This is a genomic window from Moorella mulderi DSM 14980 (genome assembly GCF_001594015.1).
Lineage (GTDB): Bacteria > Bacillota > DSM-521 > Neomoorellales > Neomoorellaceae > Neomoorella > Neomoorella mulderi.
Genome location: NZ_LTBC01000001.1, coordinates 418,565 through 440,467, shown reverse-complemented (window position 1 = coordinate 440,467; position 21,903 = coordinate 418,565). Strand labels below are relative to the sequence as shown.

Below are 21,903 nucleotides of genomic sequence, written 5' to 3'. Positions count from 1 at the left end.
TTCCTTAAAGTGGGGAAGAAGGCAGGGTGCTAGTTGAATATATTAGTTGATTTCCTGTCACAATCAATACAATTTTTATATAATATTACCAGGATGATGGGTATACCCAATTATGGCCTGGCTATAATTTTGTTTACCATTCTCGTTAAGGTAATCCTTTTCCCTTTAACCTACAGGCAACTGCGCTCAATGAAACGAATGCAAGAAATTCAACCAAAGGTCCAGGAATTGCAAAAGAAGTATAAGGGCAACCCGCAGAAGGCCCAGCAGGCCATGATGGAACTGTACCAGAAGGAAGGCGTCAATCCCCTGGGGGGTTGTTTACCTTTACTGGTGCAAATGCCCATTCTTTTTGCTTTATTCAGTGCCCTGCGTACCTTCTTTGATCCCGTTCACCACCCGGCCTACGTGGAACTGTCCCACGCCAACTTTTTATGGGTCAGCAATTTAGGGCAACCGGATCCCTATATCTTACCTATCTTAGTTGCCCTGGGTACTTTTTTCCAGCAAAAGGTAAGTATGGTCGGCGGCAATCAAGACCAGACCCAGAGGACGATGCTTGTAGTCATGCCACTGGTAATTGGCTGGATGAGCCGGAGCTTTTCGGCCGGCCTATCACTCTACTGGGTAACCTTTAGTTTAATGGGCATTTTAGAACAGTGGTTTGTACGCCGGAAGCCGCACCTGGTGAAGGAGGAAATCAGCGCCAAATGAAGGAGATTGAAACCAGCGGCAAGACTGTTGAGGAAGCCATTGAGGCAGCGCTGAAAAGTTTGGGAGCCAAAAGGGAAGAGGTAGAAATTTATATTTTAGAAGAAGGCAGTAAGGGTTTTTTAGGTTTACTGGGCTCGCGCCAGGCCCGGGTAAAGGTCGTCCTGCCAGATAGCCCCGAAGAAGTAATTAACGACTTTTTAACCAGGGTATTAAAAGCCATGCATGTTGCAGCCGGCATTGAAATCCGGCAGCGGGAAGGGTACTATTTTGTCAGTTTTCACGGCAAAGACCTAGGTATCTTAATTGGCCGGCGGGGCGATAACCTGGATGCCCTGCAGTATTTATGCAACCTGGCCGTAAACCGGGTATTAAAGAACAAGGTCAAGATCGTCCTGGATGTAGAGGGCTACCGCAAGCGCCGGGAGCAAACTTTAATCAATCTCGCCCGCCGTTTGTCGGCCCGGGTTAAAGAAACCGGGAAAAGGGTCGTCCTGGAACCCATGAACCCCCAGGAAAGGCGCGTTATCCATACTGCTTTACAAAACGACAGTGAGATCTTGACCTTCAGTGAAGGGCAGGAACCAAACCGTAAGGTTGTTATTGCCTTGCGCCATTAACATTTTTGCGCTAAAATATGATTAGCTGGTATGTTTTTGTAGCCCAGTGATACCTTATGTATTGCTGGGTTTTATTATGTGGGGAGGGCAGGCTATGCTGGCCGACACCATAGCCGCAGTAGCCACACCGCCGGGTGAAGGCGGCATCGGCATAGTTCGCCTGAGCGGCAGTGAAGCTGTAGCCATAGCCAGTAAAATATTTCAACCCCGCCGGGGACCGGATTTTGCTGCCAGCCGCAGCCATACCCTGCGCCTGGGAATGATTATCGATCCCGCGACGGGGGAAACCGTCGATGAGGTCCTGGCCTGCATAATGCGGGCTCCCCACAGCTATACGGCCGAAGACGTAGTAGAAATCAACTGCCATGGTGGTCCCCTGGCAGTAGCCAGGGTTTTACAGCTGGCTCTGCGCTACGGTGCCAGGCTGGCAGAGCCGGGAGAATTTACCAGGCGCGCTTTTTTAAACGGGCGCCTGGACCTGGCCCAGGCTGAGGCAGTGCTAGATGTCATCCGGGCCAGGAGCAGCCAGGGACTGGTAGCTGCCGTGGGCCAGCTGCAGGGTAAACTGTCCCAAAAAATAACGGGGATAAATGATCTTCTTACAGGCGTGCTGGCAGCCATTGAAGCCAGCCTGGATTTTCCCGAGGAGGTTGGCGAGGCAAGTGCCGGTGAACTGGGAAAACTGCACCAGGCCAGGGATGAGGTAAAAAAACTACTGGGCACATGGGAAGAAGGACGGCTCCTTAATGAAGGCCTGAAAATTGCCATTGTCGGCCGGCCCAATGTGGGCAAGTCGAGCCTGTTAAATGCACTGCTGCGCCAGGAAAGGGCTATTGTCAGCCAGATCCCGGGTACCACCAGGGATACAATAGAAGAAACTCTGTTGCTGGGTGGTTTTGCCTGCCGGCTTATTGATACAGCGGGCTTGCGGGAAACTGCCGACACATTGGAGAGTATCGGTGTGGCGCGGACAAGGCAGGCAGTAAAGGAAGCCGACCTGGTCCTAATGGTCGTTGATCTAAGTACCGGGATCTTACCGGAAGATGAGCGTATTCTGGAGGAAGTGGCGGGTAAAACCCTGATTGTCGTAGGCAATAAAGTTGACCTGGTAAGCGAAAAGAAAAACGGGCTTGAGTCCTTTGCCGGCCTTTACCCCCGGGTGGCCATTTCCGCCCGGGAAGGCAGGGGCCTGGATGAACTGGCCCAAAGGGTAAAGGAGATCGTCCTTGGCGGGAAGGCAGTAAGGACGCGGGAAGATCCCCTCCTCACCCGGGCCCGCCACCGGGACGCCCTGGAAAAATGCCTGGAACACCTGAACGCGGCCATAACCGCCTGGGAAGAGGGTATGCCCGGCGATCTAATCGCCGTTGACCTCTGGGCGGCCCGCGATTTCCTTGGCGAAATCACCGGAGCTACCGCCCGGGAGGATCTCCTGGACCGGATCTTTAGCGACTTCTGTATTGGTAAATAGATGACAAGACCCTGATACCGCTAACACGGCACCAGCAGAAGGATGAAAATAACGGGCTGGCATTTGTTTGGAGCGAGCAAAAACAATGCCAGCCTGGAGCAAAGTTATTTTCAGGTTAGAAAGTTAAGCAGAAAGAAGGTGAACAAAATGTACAACGCCGGGAATTACGATGTCATTGTCATTGGCGCCGGTCATGCTGGCAGTGAAGCCGCCCTGGCGGCAGCCAAGCTCGGCTGTCGTACCCTAGTGCTGACCATCAGCCTGGAGAGTATTGCCATGATGCCCTGCAACCCTTCTGTGGGTGGGCCGGCCAAGGGGCACCTGGTACGGGAGATTGACGCCCTGGGCGGCGCCATGGGCTTAAATACCGACCGCAGTCGCATCCAGATCAGGCGCCTCAACGGCGGCAAAGGGCCGGCAGTCAGGGCTTTGCGGGCCCAGGCCGATAAAAAGCTTTACCAGCAGCTCATGACCCTTACCCTGGAACGGCAGGAGAATCTCGAGGTCAAGCAGGGTGAGGTTACCCGGCTGGTGGTGGAAAATGGCCGGGTAAAGGGTGTCCTGACCAGAACGGGAGCTTTCTTTAACTGCCGGGCTGTTGTTTTAACTACCGGAACTTATCTTAGGGGCCGGATTATCATTGGCGATGTTGCCTATTCCGGCGGGCCCAACGGCCAGTTCCCGGCCATTGATCTGGCGGCTAGCTTAAAGGACCTGGGTCTTGCCATGGGCCGCTTTAAGACCGGTACGCCGCCTAGGATAAGCGGCCGTTCCATTAACTGGGAGAAATTAATTGAACAGCCCGGGGACAACGAGCCATTAAATTTCTCCTTCTGGGAGGACAACAGCCACCGGCCCAATGTTTCCTGCTGGCTTACCCATACCAATGAGACAACCCACCGGATTATCAGGGATAACCTGGACCGGGCGCCCCTCTTCAGCGGCATGATTGAAGGTAAGGGACCGCGGTACTGCCCGTCAATAGAAGACAAAGTGGTCCGCTTTGCCGATAAGCCCGGGCACCAGGTTTTCCTGGAACCGGAAGGCTTAAGTACGGAAGAATGGTACGTCCAGGGTTTGTCCACCAGCCTGCCGGAAGACGTCCAGCTGGCTGTCCTGCACAGTATCCCTGGCCTGGAAAAGGCGGAAATGATGCGTCCTGGTTATGCCATTGAATATGATTACCTGGAACCGACCCAGCTCAAGGCAACGCTGGAATGCAAAACCATTGGTGGTTTATTCACGGCCGGGCAGATCAACGGTACCTCTGGTTACGAAGAAGCAGCGGCCCAGGGGTTAATAGCGGGTATCAACGCCGCCCGCCTGGTCCAGGGCAAGGAACCAATTATTTTAAGGCGCGACCAGGCCTATATCGGCGTCCTTATTGATGACCTGGTCACCAGGGGTGTCACCGAGCCCTACCGCATGCTGACGGCCAGGGCTGAACACCGCTTGCTCCTGCGGGAAGATAACGCCGACCTGCGCCTGGCGGCCATTGGTTATGAAATAGGGCTCCTGGATGAGGAGCGCTACAAGAAGTTGCAGGCCAAAGAAAAAGCCATCAAAGAAGGAATAGAGATGCTGCAAAAGCAGCATGTAGGCAGTAACAATGAGGCCGTACAGGAGATACTGCAACGCCACCAGGAGACGCCCCTGAAGGGAACGGCCAGCCTGGCCGATCTCCTGAAAAGACCGGGATTAAAATACCAGGATATGGTAGAAGCTGGCCTGGTACCACCGCTAACGGCCGATATTGCCGGGGAAATAGAAATGATCCTCAAATACGAAGGCTATATTGCCAAGGAAAAAGCCCAGGTAGAGCGGATGTTGAAACTGGAAGGAAGGCGTTTACCCGAAAATCTCAATTACCGGGAAATCCGTGGCTTATCCCGGGAGAGCATCGATCACCTGGAAAGGGTAAGACCACGTTCCCTGGGGCAGGCCCTGCGCATACCAGGTGTCACCCCGGCAGATATCAGTATCCTGCTGGTCTATCTAGAACAAAAAAGGCGGGAAGGGGTCAATGCCTGTGCCGGTTAATAACAGCATAATTACCAGCTTGATCCGGAACGCCGGCCTGGATATAACGGTAGAACAAATTACTGCCATAAACGAATATATCAATCTCCTTTTAGAGGCTAATAAGCAAATAAACTTAACGGCCATTGTTGAGGAGGGGGAAATCTGGCGGAAACACGTCCTGGATTCCCTCCTCATTTTTTGTGCCCTGGCAATCCCGGCAGGTGCCAGGGTTATCGATGTAGGTACCGGCGCAGGGATACCGGGCTTTATCCTTAAAATATGCCGGCCGGACATACAGCTTACACTGCTGGAAGCCCAGCAAAAAAAGGTTAAATTCCTGGAAAAGGTAGTTGCCAGGATGGGGTTAGACGGGGTTGATTGCTTGTGGGGCCGGGCCGAGGAGGTAGGTCAAAACAAAAATTACCGGGAAAAATATAACCTGGCCGTAGCCCGGGCTGTAGCGCCTTTAAATACCCTGGCGGAATACTGCCTGCCCCTGGTACAGGTAGAAGGTTTTATGGTAGCCTATAAGGGGCCGGCAGGAGAGCAGGAATTAGTAGCAGCTGAAAAGGCAATAAACCTTTTGGGAGGTGGTGAGACAAAAATATGGCAGCATCAACTTCCAGAGGGAGAAGAAAAGCGCATTTTTGTTATAATCAAAAAGGAAAAGACTACACCGCCAGCTTACCCGCGCCGGGTGGGAGTACCAGCCAAACGGCCGCTAAAGTGAGGGAAAATAATCAAGGCCGGCAGGAACACGAACAAGCATGCCGAAATAAAGAAAAAAAGTCAAGGGAGAGGTCAATCCCATGGGCAAGGTTATGGCCATTGCCAATCAAAAGGGAGGGGTTGGTAAAACCACCACTGCCGTCAATTTGAGTGCCTTTTTAGCCCAGGCGGGAAAGCAAGTACTCCTGGTAGATATTGATCCCCAGGGTAACGCCACCAGCGGTCTAGGCATTGATCGCCTGCGCATCGAGCACTGTATCTATGATGTCATTATTAACGGCGTACCCATAGCCGGTGTAATTATCGCCACAGGAGTGCCCCTTCTAGACCTGGCGCCGGCGACCATTGAACTGGCAGGCGCTGAAGTTGAACTGGTGACTGCCATTGCCAGGGAGCAGAAATTAAAGAAAGCCCTGAAAGAAGTCAAAGATAACTATGACTACATAATAATCGATTGTCCGCCCTCCCTGGGTTTGCTCACCATCAATGCCCTGACGGCAGCCGACGGCGTCTTAATACCCATCCAGTGTGAATATTATGCCCTAGAAGGTTTGGGCCAGCTGATGAACACCATCCAGCTGGTTACGCGTCACTTGAACCCTCGCTTGAAAGTAGAAGGGGTTGTCTTAACAATGTATGACCCGCGGACCAATTTATCCATGCAGGTAGTTGATGAAGTGAAAAATCACTTCCCTGAAAAAGTATTTAAAAGCATTATCCCGCGTAATGTGAGGTTGAGCGAAGCGCCAAGCTATGGACAGCCAATCAGCCTTTATGACCCTCGTTCCCGTGGAGCCGAGGCATATCAAGAACTGGCAAGGGAGGTGATGAACAATGGTTAAAAGGGGGCTGGGCCGGGGCCTGGGAGCTTTATTGCCACCAAATGACGAAAAAGAAGTTATAGCCGGGGAAGTAACCAGCGTAGCAATTGACCGGATTGTAGCCGGGCGGCACCAGCCAAGGCGAGATTTCGATGCCGGGAAATTAGAGGAATTGGCCCGGTCAATCAAAAGCCACGGCGTTATCCAGCCGATAGTGATTAAACCCGTTGGCGATGACAGGTACGAACTGATTGCCGGCGAACGCCGCTGGCGCGCCTCCAAATTGGCCGGATTAAAGGAAATACCAGCCATCATCAAGGAACTGGATGCCAGGGAAACGGCTGAAATAGCCTTGATAGAGAACCTGCAACGGGAAGATCTCAATCCCCTCGAGGAAGCTGAAGCTTACCAGGCGCTAATAAACAAACACAATCTTACCCAGGAAGAAATCGCCCACCGCGTAGGTAAAAGCCGGCCGGTAATCGCCAATGCCCTGCGCCTGTTGCAGTTACCGGAGGAAATCCAGGAAATGCTCCGCAAGAATGAAATATCCCCTGGCCATGCCAGAATAATCCTGAGCTTGAAGGATAGAGAACAGCAGTTAATGCTGGCAAGAAAAGTTAAAGAAGAAGGGCTGGCGGTAAGGGAGACAGAATTAATTGCTAAAAAGATGCTGGCCACGATTGATCACCCCCCAAAAAAGGAAACCAAGAACGAAAAAGTTAATTTAGAAGTCAAGCAACTAGAAGATAGACTACAGCACATTTTAAGCACAAAGGTTAAGCTGACTTGCGGGAAAAATAAAGGTAAAATAGAAATCTATTATTTTGGTGCCGAGGATTTAGAAAGGATTATAACCGTATTAACCAGGGAAAATGTTTCACGTGAAACATTTTAAAGTTCGCTCCAAATTAAAGTTAGCCCTCGAAAGATATTTATTTTGCTAGGAGCCTCCCATGGCGATGAATCGCCACCAGCGGGGGTATGAAAATGCCTGGCTGGCATTTGTCGGAAGCGAGCGAGCTTCTACCGAGTGGCGAAGCGGCCCAGAGCTGAGGAGCGGGGGCGGGGTCGAGGACGAGATGTCCGGAGCCGGCCTCTGAAGCAAAGCAAGGATAAGGAGGATGAAGAGATGACAACATACTGGCAAGCAAAAGGAAAGATAAATACAGAAGGGACGGTGAAGTTGGCCCTGGAACGGGCCAGGCAGCTGGGGTTAAAGAATGTGGTCGTTGCCTCGGCCACCGGCTACAGCGCCTCACTGTGCCTGGGGAATAACGACTTAAATATCGTTTGCGTCACCCACCAGGCCGGGTTTAAAAATCCGGGGGAAATAGAAATGGATGCGGCCACACGCCGGCGCCTGGAGGACGGGGGGATTAAAGTCCTGACCACCACCCACCTGCTGGCCGGCCTGGACCGCGCCTTGCGTTTCAGCTTCCAGGGCGTTTACCCGGCCGAAATTATCGCCAATACCCTGCGTCTCTTCGGCCAGGGCACCAAGGTGGCCGTCGAGGTTGCCGGCATGGCCCTGGACGCTGGGCTCATACCGGCGGGGGTGGATGTCATTGCCCTGGGCGGCAGCAACGAAGGTGTTGATACGGCCCTGGTTTTACGCCCGGCCCATTCCCAGGACTTTTTCGCTACCAAAATCAAAGAGATAATTTGCAAACCTAGGGAGTTTTAAGGGAAAAAGGCGCCGGCTGACGCCTGAAATCGGGGTGAAGAACTTGTGGGGGACATGGGTTAATGTCCTGGCCATCCTGGCCGGTTCCCTTTTAGGGTCCTTAATTGGCCAGCGCCTGCCACGGCGCCTGCTGACAACAGTTACCCAGGCCACTGGCCTGGGTATATTACTGGTGGGGCTGGCCATGGCCACCCAGAGCAAAAATATCGTGCTGGTGATTGTCAGCCTGGTAGCCGGGGGTATTAGCGGGGAACTCCTGGATATTGAAGGGCGTTTGACAGGCCTGGGGCGGCGCCTGGAGCTACTTCTTACCCGGGGCGGCAGCGGAGAGCTTACCCGGGCCTTTGTCAGCGCCAGCCTGCTCTATTGCGTCGGCGCCATGGCCATTATGGGTTCCCTGGAGGCTGGTTTACGTGGCAATTACAATACCCTTTATGCCAAGGCTCTGCTGGATGGTATCCTGGCTGTTACCATGAGCACCACCCTGGGCTGGGGAGTGGCCCTGTCGGCCCTGCCGGTGCTTGTTTACCAGGGTAGCTTGACCTTCCTAGCCGCCTGGCTGCAGAACTACCTGACGCCGGCAGTAGTAACCGAAATTACTGCCAGCGGGGGCCTGCTCATTATCGCTATTGCCCTTGGAGTACTGAAGATAAAGGAGATTCCCGCCGGTAACCTTTTACCAGCCCTTTTCTTTGCTGCTCTGCTGTCCTTATGGTGGCATTAAAAAACTAACCCCTTGACCTGTCGCTGGCAGGTAAGGGGTTTTTCTTAGGTCACCATACCTTTACGGCCCGGGCGGCAGCCAGGGCGGCGGCGTAGACTTCCTTCACGGGCACGCCGGCGGCCAGGGCGGCCTGGCGACAGGATTCATACTCCGGGGCGACGTTGGTGATTGCCCGGCCCTCGGGATCATGGTAGAGCCCCCATTTGACGGTGACCGGCCCGTAAGGCGTCAGCACTTCCGTACTCCGCCGCTGGCAGACCAGGCGCCGGTCGCGGCGAAAGCGCAGGCCCAGGGTGCTGGAATGGCGGAAGATGGCCGCTGCTACCGCGGCCAGGCGGTTTTCCGGGCAGATGGTTGTAAAGAGGACGCCGGGCCGGCCTTTTTTCATTTGCACCGGTGTAAAGTAGGCATCCACGGCCCCGGCAGCCAGGACCTGCTCCATGAGGGCGGGGAAAAACTCGGCGTTCATGTCATCAATGGTCGTCTCCAGGACCAGGCTGCTCTCTTCTCCTTCTGGCTGCGTGCCGGCTATTTCTCCCAGGGCCAGGCGCAGGAGGTTGGGATGCGCAAGAAGGGTTTTCCCGGCGCCAAAGCCAACGCTGGTCAAATTCATGGCCGGGAAAGGGCCGAAACTACCAGCCAGGGTAGTGATGAGGGCCGCGCCGGTGGGGGTCACTAGCTCGGCTTTATCTTCAGTGCCGTAAACAGGGTAACCCTGGAGCAGGTAAAGGGTCGCCGGTGCCGGTACAGGCAGTTTGCCGTGATGGCATTCGACCCAGCCGGAGCCCAGGGGCAGGGGTGATGCTATAACCCGCTCAATACCCAGGAGGTGCAGGCCCAGGACAGTGCCTACAATATCGATAATGGCATCGACGGCCCCAACTTCATGGAAGTGGACTTTTTCGGGACTGATGCCGTGCACCTGGCCCTCAGCCCGGGCCAGGCGCTGGAAGACAGCCGTTGCTTTTTCCCGCACCGGTGCAGGCAGCGGGCTGTTATTGATGAGTTCCAGGATATCTTCCAGGTGGCGGTGGGGTTGGTGACCGGCCACCTGTACATCTACATCTATGGCCGCAATACCCTGCTGTTTGACTTCTCTGACTTGTAATTCCCACCCCTCCAGGGCCAGACCTTTTAAGCCTGCCACCAGTTCATCCCGGGAAAGGCCGTTGGCCAGCAGGGCCCCCAGGCACATATCACCGCTGATACCGGAAAAGCAGTCAAAGTAGGCGACTTTCATCTTTATCCACCTGCCTTAAACTCTAGATCTTGCTGCTTATTGCCCGTTCCTCCGGGCTAAGGACGGCATTCATGCTGCCACTGCGGAAGCCTTCTAAATCTAAGGTTATATAAGTGAACCCAATCTCATGGAGATGGTTAACCAGCTTTTCCCTGACATTTGTATCAATAAGGAGGGCAAAGGCGGCCGGGTTTACCTCCAGGCGGGCAATGGGTCCATGGTGGCGTACCCGGATTTCCCTTAGACCAAGCTGGTGTAAGAAAGCTTCGGCAGCAGCCACTTGCTCCAGTTTTTTCGGGGTAATGGCCTGACCGTAGGGGATGCGGGAGGAAAGGCAGGCCATAGAAGGTTTATCCCAGTTAGGCAGGTTTAAGTATCTTGCCAGCTGGCGGATCTCTTCTTTGGTCAGACCTGCTTCCTGCAGGGGGCTGCGGACGCCGAACTCTCTGGCCGCCAGGCTGCCAGGGCGGAAATCGTCGCTGTCATCGGCATTGGCGCCATCGACTATTACTTTCAGTCCGTGTTTCCGGGCCAGTTCTTGCAAGGTAGCAAAAAGTTCCTTTTTGCAATGGTAGCAGCGTTCCGGCGGGTTGGCAGTAAAGGCGGGGTCTGCCATTTCGTTGGTATTTATTACCAAATGCTGGATGCCGAGTTCCCGCGCCAGCCGGGTAGCGGCTTCTATTTCCACCTGGGGATAAGTGGGGGAAGCAGCCGTTACCGCCAGGACCTTGGCCGGCGTCATACTGGCTACCTTGAGTAAAAGGCTGCTGTCAACACCACCGGAATAAGCCACCAGGATGGCTTCCATGCCTGCTAAATTATTTTGCAGGAGTTCCAGTTTGGCATCTAGATCAGCAGTTCTCATTAATATCACCACGCTTTAATTTATTTATGGGCATATAGACTTTCTTCTTCTACCTTAATAAATCCTGCTGGATTTATTTTTTTCGGGATGATAGAATTTGCATACTTGCAGATACAGGTACTCTCGGGATAACATGATATTAGCGGTGGTTAACCAGTTTATTGTTGCGAAATGTAAGTTTAAATAACAGGAAAATGGCATTTCATGTGGAAATAAATCCTTTGCTGTAATTTAGTAGGGAGGATTTTACCTTGGCGGCACTTACTTCTTTACTGGCACCCTATTATATCCCTATCCTCCTGGGGCTGGCCGGCTTGCAATTGCTTATCATCCTTTTTCTCTGGTATAACCATGCTGAGGTAAGGCGCCTGGAAGGACGCATCAAGCGTTTAGCTGAAACCGGCGAAGGCCACGACCTGACTGCCGTTCTGGCGCGCTTTCATGACCTCGGGGAGATAAAGAAAGCCCTTGAACAGGTGCAGGAAAAGGCAGCCGACCTCCAGGTGGGCCTGGAAAAAAGTTTCAGCCGCATGGGCTTGTTCCGCTTTAATGCCTTTCCCGATACCGGCAGCGATTTGAGTTTTGCCCTGGCCCTCCTTAACAGGGAAGGGCACGGTTTTATCCTCACCAGCCTTTATGCCCGGGACGAGACCCGCGTCTTTATTAAACCCGTTCACGGTGGGCGTTCGACTTACCGCCTAAGCGAAGAGGAAGAAAAGGCCCTGGCTATGGCCCTCGGCTTGCTGACGCCGGAAAAGGCAGCCAGTTAGGGGGATCCGGGTTTGAAGGGTAGCCGGCGTGATCGTTACTTTACGCTAATGCTTGTCCCGGAAGGGCGGCGGGGAGTTTATCGCTATTTACTCCCGGTATGGTTTTTCCAGGTCGCGGTCGTAATGGCCATACTGCTTATTATAGCCTTAATTACAGCCGCAGGAGCAGTATATCACCTGCACAAAAGGGTTGCCGAGCTTAGAGTTATTGACCAGATCAATGCCAGCCAGGCCGCCCAGATTATGCAACTGGAGGAACAGGCCAGGGCTTTGCAGGAAAAAATCCAGGGCATCGACGAACTGGATGCCCGGGTAAGGTCCTTGCTGGGCCTGGGCCAGGGGGGCGGTGGGCGCCCAAGCGAAGCTTCCCGGGGTGGCCGTTTAAGACCACGGGAACAGGAACAAACTTTAAACCAGGTACGTTCTATCCTGAACAGTGTAGCCCGGGACACTCCTCGCCAGGAGGTCAAACTAAAAGAACTGGCCCGGGAAATGGAACAGCACTTGGCTTACCTGGCAGCCCTGCCCTCCCACTGGCCGGTGAGGGGGCCGGTTTCTTCCCCCTTTGGCTACCGGGATTCCCCCTTTGGCCAGCGGGAAGAATTTCATGAAGGCATTGATATTGCCGCTGCCTATGGCGCGGAGGTCCAGGCTGCTGGCAACGGCCGGGTGGTTTTTGCCGGCTGGATGCCGGTTTATGGACGTGCCATTATCATTGATCACGGCTATGGTTTAACAAGTATGTATGGTCATAATTCTGAACTCTTAGTTAAAACGGGGGAACAGGTGGTGCGGGGCCAGCCTATTGCCAGGGTGGGCAGCAGCGGCCGTAGTACCGGTCCCCACTTGCACTTTCAAGTGAAATTAAATGACCAGCTACAGGACCCATTAAAATATCTTACGGGAGGAGAGGTCGCCGGCAGTGCTGGGGAAAAAGAATGACGCCGTTGCGGCAACGGTAGATACGGTCATTGGTAAGGGGGCTAAAATAACCGGCAAACTGGTAGCGGAAGGCGCCGTCCGCATCGACGGTAATTTTGAAGGCGAGGTAAGTACCGAGGGTGACCTGGTGGTCGGGGAAAGCGGCCAGGTGGTAGCCACGGTCAGGGCCCGCAACCTGCTGGTGGTGGGAGCCATCAAAGGCGATGTGGTAACCACAGGTCAACTGGAAATTGCCCCGACAGGCAAGGTGGAGGGCGATGTCCAGACGGTGCGGCTGATTGTCGAACCCGGCGGTTTGCTCCAGGGCCACTGCCAGATGCCCTTACCGGCCGATTCCTAGCCTGGAATGAGCTTATACCGGGCTCTGCCGGGCCAGGCCCGTGGGACCTGCTGCGCCTCCAACCGGGAGAATACATAGCCATGTAAATAAGGGAAAAGCTATTACTACTTCTCTTTTCCCGGGGGGTTAGACCCACATGCTCTTTAAAGATCGCCACGATGCCGGTTGCCAGCTGGCCAAGGCCCTGCAGGTTTACCGGGGCCAGCAACCCCTGGTGCTGGCCGTGCCCAGGGGCGGGGTGGTAGTCGCCGCGCCCATCGTCGTGGCCCTGGCAGGGGAACTGGATTTGATTATCCCCCGCAAAGTGGGCCTGCCGGGCAATCCGGAACTGGCTGTAGCCGCCGTGGCGCCAGATGGTACAGTTTTATATAACGAACCCGTTATGCGATCTTATAAGCTGGTACCGGCCGATCTTAAAGCCCTCATCGAGCTGGAAGTAGCAGAAATCAAACGGCGGCTGAAGGTTTACCGGGGTCATGATAGTGAACCGGAAATCACAGGAAGGGTTGTTATTGTAGTAGATGACGGTATTGCTACCGGCTTGACTATAGAAGCGGCCTTGCAGTCGGTAAAGCAGGCCAACCCCGGGCGGCTGGTCCTGGCCGTGCCGGTGGCCCCGCCGGAGACCGTGGAACGCCTGCGGCCTCTAGTAGGAGACTTAATCTGCCTGGCAACTCCGGTGCCCTTTTACGCCGTGGGCCAGTTCTATGAAGATTTCAGCCAGGTTTCAGATGACGAGGTGGAGAATATTTTAGCGAAGTTCAAACGTGCTTCCTGATCCTACTGCAGGCCCTGGGCAACGGCAATACTGCGATGCTTGTAAACTATGCACACACCCTGGTAAATGGCGCTGGCAATTTGCTGGGCCATGCGCATGACAATGGACAGGCGGGTATTCTGGAGGACAAAATATTCCATATAGCCGCCAACGTTGACGATGCCAGTAAAGTGAATGTCTCCCACAGCCGGGAGATTTTTATTCACCCCGGCTCCGGGTCTTAAAGCCCCCGGGGCCAGGGTAATGACGCCGACATTTTCCGCCTGTCCCAGGCAGGCATCAACGGCGATGATTATGGGATCGGGATGGTGGGTCTTAATATAGGCCAGTTTTTCCGTCAGGTTGCTGGCGTGAACTGGCTCGTCCAGGGTACCATATACCGCAATGGGCAAACTGGGCATGTGTAAAAGATTGGTGCCCACCAGGGGTCCCAGGCAGTCACCCGTTGAACGATCAGTACCAATGCATACTACTACAATGGGTTGTTTACCCTGAGGGTTAAGCTCCTGCAGGTGCCCGGCCAGGGTCTGGCTTAATTTTTCCACTGCCAGGGGGTCCTGGTAGTAATATTTAATCTTAGGAGGCAGGGCTGCCTCGGGTTGATTAAAGGTGAAAAAAGGTAACAGTGCCATACCTTACCTCCTGAGAAGCCTTGTGCCTAGAGTATATGCCGGATTCTGCTTTTTTATACTATTAGACCCCCCTCCCGGCATATTAATGTACAAAGATTGCGGGAAGGGTGGTCCTGATCCTTAGGGCTGAACTGGCAGTAGCTATAGCTGTCGTGGGAACCATGGCCGGGGCCGGCTTTGCTTCCGGCCAGGAACTGGTCCAATTTTTCGTGACTCTGGGACCGGAGGCCCCGGCGGCCATAATTTTAATGGGGACCCTTTTAATCCTGGCTACCAGCCAGGTACGCCGCCTGGCCCTGAAGTGGCGTACTAACTCTTACTATGATTTCCTGGTGGTGCTTCTGGGCAACTGGGCGAAACCGGCCGACCTGGCCACAGGCGCCTTCCTGTTTGGTGCCCTGGCTATTATGCTGGCCGGGTCCGGTGCCGTGGCCAGGCAGTATTTTGGGCTCGCGCCCATTACCGGAATTCTGGCCTGCGTTATTCTGGCTTTCTTGGCCAGCCTGGGCCAGGGCCGCGGCTTGCTGCTTTTAAATACCCTTCTGGTACCGGTTATGCTGGTAATTATGACTTTAACCGCTGTAGTTGCCATCATGTCCCGGCCAGGGTCATTTGCTGCTGCCCCGCCTGCACCACCAGGGGGGCTCATCAGCAGCAACTGGGTCCTCAACGCCTGCCTCTACGTTACTTATAATATGGCTGGTGTTGCGGTTTTACTCACCTCCCTGCCGGCATCCCGCAAGGGGGTCCTGGGGGCCGGGCTGGGCGGGCTTTTGCTGGGAGCCCTGGCGTACTTGCTGGTGACGGCCCTGGCGGTTTTAAGTCCTGCGGGCCTGCGGGCAGAACTACCTTTATTGTACCTGGTGTCCGGCCTGCAACCCGGACTTCTTCACCTTTATGCCCTGGCCCTCTGGCTGGCCATAGTGACCACGGCGGCAAGTGATCTTTACGGGCTGGCGACAAGGCTGGGGCAAATTCCCGCCCTTCCACCCTGGCGGGTAGCGGTAGTAATTCTCATCCTGGCTTTACCGGTGGCTACTTGTGGTTTTATCAACCTGGTAAGCTGGATTTACCCCCTTTTCGGTTACCTGGGTCTGTGCTTGTTAATCCTCTCTTTAATACGCCGTCTTTAAAATGCAGGACAGGCAGGATTTTAGCTCTTGTTTATCGAAAAAATCTCTAAAAAACCTGGGAGGGAGTGAAGGATATGAAGGCAGACCACCCGGGAAACTGGTGCTGGGGGTGGTCGCGAGTAGTACTGGTATTATTGCTACTGGTACTGGTTGTGCTTAGCGGCGGTTGTTTCAGCAAACCCAAACCTGCTACCCAAGATTTGCCCGGCAAAACTGCCAAAGAGAGACGCCCATTGTTATATGACAGGAAATTGAGCCAGGTTTTAGTGTATTACCTGACCCAAGATGGAGCTTATCTGGTACCGGTAACGGTTACCTTTAACCCGACCCGCGAAGTAGCTAAAGTAGCGGTGGAAAAACTCCTCGCCGGTCCCCAGGTGGATGGTTTAAAGGGAGTAATGCCGGACGGCGTTAAACTGAAGGATGTTTATCTTTTAGATAACCAGCAGACGGTATATGTTGATTTAACAAAAGAATTATTGCAAGTGAAGGATAATGGGCAGGCAGAAAGGGCTATTAAAGCCATGGTTTTAACTTTGACCAGCCTGGATAATGCCCGCTATGTGCAAGTTCTGGTCGAGGGGCAGGCTGTGCCGGAGGTTGGCGGGGTAAAACTTGATACACCCCTGCCCCGGCCGGCCACAATTAACAGCCTCTTAAAAAAAGATAACCAGCAGGGTGTCCAGGTCTACTTTAATGACGCCAGCGCCAACTTTCTGGTACCGGTCACAGTGGCGCTGCCGCCCGGAGCCACGGGAAGTGATCTACCCCGGGCGGCTATCCTGGCCTTGCTGGCCGGGCCGCCGCCGGACAGCAGGCTGGTACGGACCATCTGGCCCGGGACCAGGCTCCTGGATCTAAAAATTGAGCACGGCCTGGCCACTGTGAATTTCAGTCGCGAGGTAACAGGCTATGGTGGGGGTAGTGCGGCCGAAACAGCCCTCCTAAATTCCCTCCTCTTTACCTTAACCCAGTTCCCGGAGATTGACAGGGTACAGCTGTTGATTGAGGGACAAAAACGCGAATATTTACCCGAGGGCTCAGCTATTGACAAACCCCTGTCCCGGCCGGAGCAGTTAAATTTTCTTAAACACTAGTGGAGATTAATGGGGATGCGCCGCTGCCGCTGGTTTTCCGCTTTGGGCAAGCGGATCTCCAGGATACCGTTTTTATAAGTCGCCGTCGCTTTTTCCGGTTCTACCCTGGCCGGCAGGCTGACGGTCCGGGCAAAGGTACCGTAAAAGCGCTCGGCGCGGTGATAGTCCTGTTCCCCTGTTTCTTCGCTGCGGCGAATTTCACCCCGAATGGCCAGGGTATCTTCGGTGGCGGTGATTTCCACATCGTCCTTGGAAGTCAGGCCCGGTAATTCTGCCGTGACTACCACTTCCCTGTCGGTCTGGTAGATGTCAATGCGGGGGCCGACTTCCCAGAGGCCGGGCATGAGGTTACGGAACATGGCCTCGCGGATATCGGCCAGTTCGCGCCAGGGGCGCCATGGACCAATACTCATGGAAAAACCTCCTTTGGCAAGTCTTCTTAAGCTATATTTTCTAACCAGCAGCCGGAGTTTATAACCCGGCGCGGGAAAACTTTTTGCGGAACTGGTACCTGTACCGGTTCCACATTTTTTAACTCGTGGTTATAATAACGGTAGTTCGTTTTTGCAAGACCGCCCTTTTCCAACTTTAGATTTTGGGAGGCAACCATGGAACAGCCCAAAAACCTTTTGCGGCAACTACCGGCGGTAGACCAGCTACTACGGCACCCCCTGCTCCAGGAATTATCCCAAAAAGATCATAACTTGGTGGTAGCCTGTACGCGCCAGGTCCTGGCTGGTTGGCGGGAGAAAATACTGGCTGCAGGAATTGAGCCGCCGGATCCGGAAGAACTGGTGCGGGAAATAAGGAACAGGTACAAAGCTAGCGGCCGTAGCAGCGTGCGAGCGGTAATTAATGCTACCGGTATTGTTTTACATACCAACATGGGCCGGGCTATTTTAAGTCAGGCCGCCACGGAAGCAGCCCTTATGGCTGCCCGGCGCTATACCAACCTGGAGTTTGACCTGGCAAGGGGTGAGCGGGGTAGCCGTTATGAACATGTGGCCGGCCTGCTCCAGGAGCTGACCGGTGCCGAAGCAGCCCTGGTGGTTAACAATAACGCTGCTGCCGTATACTTAAGTCTGGCCGCCCTGGCAGCCGGCAGGGAAACTATTATTTCCCGGGGCCAGCTGGTGGAAATCGGCGGCTCCTTCCGGGTACCTGAGGTTATGGCCCAGAGCGGCACCAGGCTGGTAGAAGTGGGTACTACTAATAAGACCTACCTCCGGGACTACGAGGCTGCCATGGGGCCGGATACAGCCCTCCTCCTTAAAGTTCACCCCAGCAATTATCGCATCCAGGGCTTTACCCATGAGGTGACCACGGCCGAACTGGTTGACCTGGGCCGGCGCCGGCAGGTACCCGTCATGGAAGACCTGGGCAGCGGTTTTCTAGTGGACCTGGAGAACTACGGCATTACCGGCGAACCGACTGTGCAGGCAGAAATTAAACAGGGAGTAGACCTTTTAACCTTCAGCGGGGACAAACTGCTGGGCGGGCCGCAGGCTGGGATTATCCTGGGCCGCCGGGAACTGGTGGCCGCCATTGCCCGTCACCCTTTAACCCGGGCCCTGCGGGTTGATAAAATGACCCTGGCCGCCCTGGAGGCAACCCTGCGGGCTTATCGCAACCCGGACCGGGCTGTCCAGGAGATCCCCACCCTGGCTGCTCTGGTAGCCCGGCCGGAGGCCTTACGCCGGCAGGCGGAACAGCTGCAGGCCTTGCTGGCAGGAGTGCTGGGTTCCCGGGCGCGGGTAGGCATAAAAGAGATTACGTCCCAGGCCGGAGGCGGTTCCCTACCGTTAACTGAATTGCCGTCCTGGGGGGTAACCATCAAGCCGGAGCAGATTACGGTAGATGAGCTGGGCCGGCGCCTGCGCCATACCGATCCCCCGGTAGTGGCGCGGGTCCAGGATGAAACCTTAATCCTCGACGTCCGTACCCTCCTGCCCGGTGAAAGCGAAGAGCTCCCCCGCGCCCTGGTAGAGGCCCTCGATGGGATTAACGACTCACCAGGGAACCATGAAAATGTGGGCTGGGAAGCCAACTAATAAGCGCCTAATTTTATAGATCCCTTTGGAGGAGCGTATGTTTGGTGGACTATATTATTGTCGGGACTGCCGGTCATGTTGACCACGGCAAGACGGTGCTGGTCAAGGCCTTAACCGGCGTTGATACGGACCGGCTTAAAGAGGAAAAGGAACGCGGCATATCCATTGAGCTGGGGTTCGCTCCCCTGACTTTACCCAGCGGGCGCCAGTTAGGCCTGGTGGATGTACCCGGCCATGAACGTTTTATCCGCCAGATGCTGGCCGGTGTCGGCGGTATGGACCTGGTCATGCTGGTGGTGGCGGCCGACGAAGGCGTGATGCCCCAGACCAGGGAACACCTGGCCATCATCGACCTGCTGCAGATCAAGCAGGGTATCATCGTGCTTACGAAAATCGACCTGGTGGATGCCGAGTGGCTGGAACTGGTCCGGGAAGAGGTGCGCCAGGCCGTACAGGGGACAGTGCTGGCAGATGCCCCCATCATACCTGTGTCTGCCCTGACCGGAGAAGGGATACCCGAGCTCCTGGCCCGGCTGGATGCCCTGGCGGCAACAACTCCGCCCCGGCCGGCAAAAGGCGGGGCAAGGCTCCCCATCGACCGGGTTTTTTCCATTACCGGTTTTGGCACGGTAGTTACCGGCACCCTCTGGTCAGGAACCATCCGGGTAGGAGACGACCTGGAGGTCCAGCCGGAAGGTATAAAGACCAAGGTTCGCAACCTCCAGGTCCATGGCAAGAATGTTAAAGAAGCCCTGGCCGGCCAGCGAGTAGCCGTAAATTTAGCCGGCATAGAAAAGGAGGCCATCAGCCGGGGCAGTTCCCTGCTGACCCCGGGCTTTTTACGGCCTACCTATCGCCTGGACGCCAGTTTTAAGCTTCTGGCAGGCGCCCGTACCCTGGCCAACCGCAGCCGTATCCGTTTTTACCTGGGCACGGCCGAGGTTCTGGGCAGAATTATCCTCCTTGATCGAAACGAATTAAAGGGCGGGGAAAAGGCCTTTGTCCAGCTGCTCATGGAGGAGCCGGTGGTGGCTACCCGGGCCGATCGCTTTATCTTGCGCAGCTATTCGCCCATGGAAACCATCGGCGGCGGGCTGGTCATTGACCCGGCGCCGCCCCGGCACCGCCGTTTTGAGCCGTCCGTCCTTGCTTCTTTAAAGAAGCGCCTGGAAGGTTCGCCCCAAGAAATCCTGGCCCAGATTGTCCGGGAGCACCGGGATGGCGTTGACGGGCAGGAAGCAGCTATCAGGGCGGCGTTAACGCCGCAAGAAACCAGGAAATTGTTGCAGGATATGGCTGCCGCGGGACAGCTTACCTTGCTTGCTGCCGATAACGACCTGTATGCAGTGAGCAATGAACGCCTGGCTGCCTGGTGGCGGGAAGCGGCCCGGGCCCTGGATGATTTTCACCGCCAGTATCCCCTGCGCCCCGGCCTGGCGCGGGAAGAATTGCGTTCCCGTTATTTCTCGCGCCTGCCGGCGCGGGTTTTTCAAGCCTTGCTGGAACGATGGTCCCGGGAAGGCCGTATCCAGTTGACGGCAAGTAACGTGGCCCTGGCTGATTTTAAGCCCGAGTTTAGCCCCCGGCAAAGAGAACTTTTACAGGCCCTGGCAGAGCGTTACCGGTCGGCCCGGTGGCAGCCGCCGGGTTTTAATGAAGTAACAGCTGCTTACAACCTGGCCCCGGCAGAACTGGAAGAGCTCCTTCACTACCTGATGCGGGAAGGAGTGCTGGTTAAAATCAACGACGAATTTTACTGGCACCGGGAGGCCTTTGAAGAGGCCCTGGCGGTAGTGAAAAAATTAGGCCTTGCCGGCCCCTTCGGCCTGGCTGAAGTAAGGGACGCCCTGGGCAGCTCCCGCAAGTATGTCCTACCCTTTTTAGAGTACCTGGACCGGATAAAACTTACGCGCCGCCAGGGGGACAGGCGAATGGTTATTGCCAATTGACAGTTATTCAAAGGCAGGTTTATAATAAATGCAAATGTGCCTGCCAATGGCAAAAAAACCGGAGGAGGTCCTTTAAAGTGGAGAGGATTAAAAAAATTGCCCTGTTTACCGTGGCCTTGCTCTTGGCAGCGGCAATAATCGCCGGGTGCGGCCAGCAAAAATCAGGGGCGGAAAAACAGGGGGCTTCCGGCGGCGATACCATTAATATCGGCGTCAACTATGAACTCTCAGGCGATGTAGCTACTTATGGTACTAATTCTAAAGACGCCATCCTGCTGGCCTTTGAAGAAATCAACCAGAACGGCGGTGTCCTGGGTGGCAAGAAGTTCAACCCTATCGTGCTGGACAATGGCGGTAAAAGAGAAGAAGCCATGAGTGCGGCTGCAAAATTGATTACGGAGAATAAAGTCGTTGCCCTGCTGGGCCCGGCTACTTCCGGTGCCACCATGGCGGCGGCGACCATGGCTACTAAATATAAAGTACCTATTATTAGCCCCTCGGCGACGAATCCAGATGTAACTGTCGATCCCCAGACCAAGAAAGTGCGCGACTACGTGTTCCGTGTCTGCTTTATCGATCCCACCCAGGCCATTGTAGGCGCGGAATTCGCTACCAAAGATCTTGGAGCTAAAAAGGCGGCCATTATTTACAGCAACTCTGATGAGTACAGTAAGGGGTTATATAAGGTATTTAAAGAGGAATTCGTCAAAAACGGCGGCCAGGTTGTGGCGGAAGAGAGCTTTAATTCCGGCGATCAGGACTTCCGTCCCGCCCTCACCAGGATTAAGGATGCCGGTGCCGACCTGATCTATGTTCCGGCCTATTACGGTGACGTGGGCAAGATCGTTAACCAGGCGCGGGAACTGGGCATAAAGGTTCCCATGCTGGGTGCCGACGGGTGGGATTCTCCCAAACTGGCCGAGTACGCCGGCGGGGCAGCCAACCTGAATAATACTTACTTTACCAACCATTACGCTGCCAGCGATCCCAACCCGCGGCTCCAGGACTTTATTAAAGCTTTTAAGGCCAAATACAACAGGGAGCCGGACGCCTTTGCTGCCCTCGCTTATGATACATCTTACCTGCTGGCCGATGCTATCAAGCGGGCCGGGTCGGCTGATCCGGAAGCCATCCGCAATGCCCTGGCCAGTACAAAGAATTTTGACGGTATTACCAGTAAGATTACCATTGATGAAAACCATAACCCGGTTAAAGATGTGGCCATTATTGCCATGGTAGACGGCAAGCAGACGCTAAAGAAAAAGATTACCCATTAAAACCCTGGCCTAAAAAAGTGCCAGACCAACCAATGGGGGGGGTT

General features: G+C 54.7%; 23 protein-coding genes. 19 read left to right on the top strand and 4 right to left on the bottom strand.

The window, feature by feature from the left end; translation table 11 throughout:
• The first annotated feature begins 33 nt into the window (after nt 1–33).
• The 10 genes from MOMUL_RS02280 (at nt 34) to MOMUL_RS02240 (ending at nt 8,785) form a co-directional block, all read left to right on the top strand.
• Nucleotides 34–714: a YidC/Oxa1 family membrane protein insertase gene (locus tag MOMUL_RS02280; RefSeq protein WP_062280954.1), complete on the top strand. Its 681-nt coding sequence runs from the start codon at nt 34–36 to the stop codon at nt 712–714.
• Nucleotides 711–1,331 carry an RNA-binding cell elongation regulator Jag/EloR gene (gene jag / locus MOMUL_RS02275; protein WP_062280951.1) on the top strand — a complete coding sequence of 207 codons (621 nt, stop codon included), beginning with the start codon at nt 711–713 and terminating at the stop codon, nt 1,329–1,331. Before MOMUL_RS02280 ends, jag begins: the two co-directional genes overlap by 4 nt.
• 94 nt (nt 1,332–1,425) lie before the next feature.
• Nucleotides 1,426–2,802, top strand: a complete 1,377-nt coding sequence (gene mnmE, locus MOMUL_RS02270; protein WP_062280948.1) for a tRNA uridine-5-carboxymethylaminomethyl(34) synthesis GTPase MnmE — start codon at nt 1,426–1,428, stop codon at nt 2,800–2,802.
• A 147-nt stretch (nt 2,803–2,949) separates the two neighbouring features.
• Complete coding sequence (mnmG, locus tag MOMUL_RS02265; RefSeq protein ID WP_062281446.1) at nt 2,950–4,842, top strand: tRNA uridine-5-carboxymethylaminomethyl(34) synthesis enzyme MnmG; 1,893 nt, start codon at nt 2,950–2,952, stop codon at nt 4,840–4,842.
• A complete protein-coding gene (gene rsmG / locus MOMUL_RS02260) occupies nt 4,832–5,554 on the top strand; it encodes a 16S rRNA (guanine(527)-N(7))-methyltransferase RsmG (protein ID WP_153018193.1) in 723 nt (240 codons plus the stop codon). The genes mnmG and rsmG overlap by 11 nt, the downstream gene beginning before the upstream one ends.
• Nucleotides 5,555–5,633: 79 nt before the next feature.
• A complete protein-coding gene (locus tag MOMUL_RS02255; protein WP_054936876.1) occupies nt 5,634–6,395 on the top strand; it encodes a ParA family protein in 762 nt (253 codons plus the stop codon).
• Entirely contained in the window at nt 6,388–7,272 is an 885-nt protein-coding gene (locus tag MOMUL_RS02250; protein WP_062280941.1) for a ParB/RepB/Spo0J family partition protein, read from the top strand. The genes MOMUL_RS02255 and MOMUL_RS02250 overlap by 8 nt, the downstream gene beginning before the upstream one ends.
• 64 nt (nt 7,273–7,336) lie before the next feature.
• Nucleotides 7,337–7,477, top strand: coding sequence for a hypothetical protein (locus MOMUL_RS16505; RefSeq protein WP_161484950.1), 141 nt, complete (start codon nt 7,337–7,339; stop codon nt 7,475–7,477).
• A 29-nt stretch (nt 7,478–7,506) separates the two neighbouring features.
• A complete protein-coding gene (locus MOMUL_RS02245; RefSeq protein WP_062280939.1) occupies nt 7,507–8,061 on the top strand; it encodes a pyruvate kinase alpha/beta domain-containing protein in 555 nt (184 codons plus the stop codon).
• Between the two features lie 34 nt (nt 8,062–8,095).
• Complete coding sequence (locus MOMUL_RS02240) at nt 8,096–8,785, top strand: DUF554 domain-containing protein (protein ID WP_236712943.1); 690 nt, start codon at nt 8,096–8,098, stop codon at nt 8,783–8,785.
• A gap of 49 nt (nt 8,786–8,834) precedes the next feature.
• Here the strand turns inward: MOMUL_RS02240 and larC are convergent, their stop codons facing one another.
• Together larC and larE are read right to left on the bottom strand one after the other, a co-directional pair.
• Nucleotides 8,835–10,025 carry a nickel pincer cofactor biosynthesis protein LarC gene (gene larC, locus MOMUL_RS02235; RefSeq protein ID WP_062280934.1) on the bottom strand — a complete coding sequence of 397 codons (1,191 nt, stop codon included), beginning with the start codon at nt 10,023–10,025 and terminating at the stop codon, nt 8,835–8,837.
• A gap of 22 nt (nt 10,026–10,047) precedes the next feature.
• A complete protein-coding gene (larE, locus tag MOMUL_RS02230; RefSeq protein WP_062280932.1) occupies nt 10,048–10,890 on the bottom strand; it encodes an ATP-dependent sacrificial sulfur transferase LarE in 843 nt (280 codons plus the stop codon).
• A gap of 251 nt (nt 10,891–11,141) precedes the next feature.
• On the opposite strand from larE, the gene MOMUL_RS02225 reads away from it, so the two are divergent.
• The 4 genes from MOMUL_RS02225 (at nt 11,142) to MOMUL_RS02210 (ending at nt 13,720) form a co-directional block, all read left to right on the top strand.
• On the top strand, nt 11,142–11,660 hold the full coding sequence (locus tag MOMUL_RS02225; protein ID WP_062280930.1) for a DUF4446 family protein: 519 nt from the start codon (nt 11,142–11,144) through the stop codon (nt 11,658–11,660).
• Nucleotides 11,661–11,672: 12 nt separating this feature from the next.
• The gene (locus MOMUL_RS02220) at nt 11,673–12,602 is read left to right on the top strand and encodes a M23 family metallopeptidase (protein WP_062280928.1); all 930 of its coding nucleotides are present in this window, start codon (nt 11,673–11,675) and stop codon (nt 12,600–12,602) included.
• Entirely contained in the window at nt 12,583–12,942 is a 360-nt protein-coding gene (locus MOMUL_RS02215; protein WP_062280925.1) for a bactofilin family protein, read from the top strand. Before MOMUL_RS02220 ends, MOMUL_RS02215 begins: the two co-directional genes overlap by 20 nt.
• Nucleotides 12,943–13,078: 136 nt before the next feature.
• Nucleotides 13,079–13,720 carry a phosphoribosyltransferase gene (locus tag MOMUL_RS02210; protein ID WP_062280922.1) on the top strand — a complete coding sequence of 214 codons (642 nt, stop codon included), beginning with the start codon at nt 13,079–13,081 and terminating at the stop codon, nt 13,718–13,720.
• Nucleotides 13,721–13,722: 2 nt separating this feature from the next.
• Here MOMUL_RS02210 and yyaC read toward each other — a convergent pair whose 3' ends face one another.
• The gene (yyaC, locus tag MOMUL_RS02205; protein WP_062280919.1) at nt 13,723–14,352 is read right to left on the bottom strand and encodes a spore protease YyaC; all 630 of its coding nucleotides are present in this window, start codon (nt 14,350–14,352) and stop codon (nt 13,723–13,725) included.
• Nucleotides 14,353–14,459: 107 nt separating this feature from the next.
• Between yyaC and MOMUL_RS02200 the strand changes: the two genes are divergently transcribed.
• Nucleotides 14,460–15,485: a YkvI family membrane protein gene (locus MOMUL_RS02200; protein ID WP_062280916.1), complete on the top strand. Its 1,026-nt coding sequence runs from the start codon at nt 14,460–14,462 to the stop codon at nt 15,483–15,485.
• Between the two features lie 74 nt (nt 15,486–15,559).
• Nucleotides 15,560–16,582: a GerMN domain-containing protein gene (locus tag MOMUL_RS02195; RefSeq protein WP_062280913.1), complete on the top strand. Its 1,023-nt coding sequence runs from the start codon at nt 15,560–15,562 to the stop codon at nt 16,580–16,582.
• Here the strand turns inward: MOMUL_RS02195 and MOMUL_RS02190 are convergent.
• On the bottom strand, nt 16,579–16,995 hold the full coding sequence (locus tag MOMUL_RS02190; protein WP_062280910.1) for an Hsp20/alpha crystallin family protein: 417 nt from the start codon (nt 16,993–16,995) through the stop codon (nt 16,579–16,581). The two genes, MOMUL_RS02195 and MOMUL_RS02190, sit on opposite strands and share 4 nt — an antisense overlap.
• Nucleotides 16,996–17,190: 195 nt before the next feature.
• On the opposite strand from MOMUL_RS02190, the gene selA reads away from it, so the two are divergent.
• The 3 genes from selA to MOMUL_RS02175 all read left to right on the top strand — a co-directional run bounded on the left by selA (nt 17,191) and on the right by MOMUL_RS02175 (nt 21,859).
• Nucleotides 17,191–18,633 (top strand): L-seryl-tRNA(Sec) selenium transferase, encoded by a 1,443-nt coding sequence (gene selA / locus MOMUL_RS02185; protein WP_062280908.1) that lies wholly within the window; start codon nt 17,191–17,193, stop codon nt 18,631–18,633.
• Nucleotides 18,634–18,677: 44 nt separating this feature from the next.
• Entirely contained in the window at nt 18,678–20,582 is a 1,905-nt protein-coding gene (gene selB, locus MOMUL_RS02180; protein ID WP_062281444.1) for a selenocysteine-specific translation elongation factor, read from the top strand.
• 77 nt (nt 20,583–20,659) lie between these two features.
• Nucleotides 20,660–21,859 carry an ABC transporter substrate-binding protein gene (locus MOMUL_RS02175; RefSeq protein ID WP_062280904.1) on the top strand — a complete coding sequence of 400 codons (1,200 nt, stop codon included), beginning with the start codon at nt 20,660–20,662 and terminating at the stop codon, nt 21,857–21,859.
• The last annotated feature ends 44 nt before the right edge of the window (nt 21,860–21,903 follow it).

Coding starts and splice junctions, on each gene's coding strand:
- jag (WP_062280951.1), top strand. CDS start 711: ATGAAGGAGATTGAAACCAGCGGCAAGACTGTTGAGGAAGCCATTGAG.
- mnmE (WP_062280948.1), top strand. CDS start 1,426: ATGCTGGCCGACACCATAGCCGCAGTAGCCACACCGCCGGGTGAAGGC.
- mnmG (WP_062281446.1), top strand. CDS start 2,950: ATGTACAACGCCGGGAATTACGATGTCATTGTCATTGGCGCCGGTCAT.
- MOMUL_RS02255 (WP_054936876.1), top strand. CDS start 5,634: ATGGGCAAGGTTATGGCCATTGCCAATCAAAAGGGAGGGGTTGGTAAA.
- MOMUL_RS02250 (WP_062280941.1), top strand. CDS start 6,388: ATGGTTAAAAGGGGGCTGGGCCGGGGCCTGGGAGCTTTATTGCCACCA.
- MOMUL_RS16505 (WP_161484950.1), top strand. CDS start 7,337: ATGAATCGCCACCAGCGGGGGTATGAAAATGCCTGGCTGGCATTTGTC.
- MOMUL_RS02245 (WP_062280939.1), top strand. CDS start 7,507: ATGACAACATACTGGCAAGCAAAAGGAAAGATAAATACAGAAGGGACG.
- larC (WP_062280934.1), bottom strand. CDS start 10,025: ATGAAAGTCGCCTACTTTGACTGCTTTTCCGGTATCAGCGGTGATATG.
- larE (WP_062280932.1), bottom strand. CDS start 10,890: ATGAGAACTGCTGATCTAGATGCCAAACTGGAACTCCTGCAAAATAAT.
- MOMUL_RS02210 (WP_062280922.1), top strand. CDS start 13,079: ATGCTCTTTAAAGATCGCCACGATGCCGGTTGCCAGCTGGCCAAGGCC.
- yyaC (WP_062280919.1), bottom strand. CDS start 14,352: ATGGCACTGTTACCTTTTTTCACCTTTAATCAACCCGAGGCAGCCCTG.
- MOMUL_RS02195 (WP_062280913.1), top strand. CDS start 15,560: ATGAAGGCAGACCACCCGGGAAACTGGTGCTGGGGGTGGTCGCGAGTA.
- MOMUL_RS02190 (WP_062280910.1), bottom strand. CDS start 16,995: ATGAGTATTGGTCCATGGCGCCCCTGGCGCGAACTGGCCGATATCCGC.
- selA (WP_062280908.1), top strand. CDS start 17,191: ATGGAACAGCCCAAAAACCTTTTGCGGCAACTACCGGCGGTAGACCAG.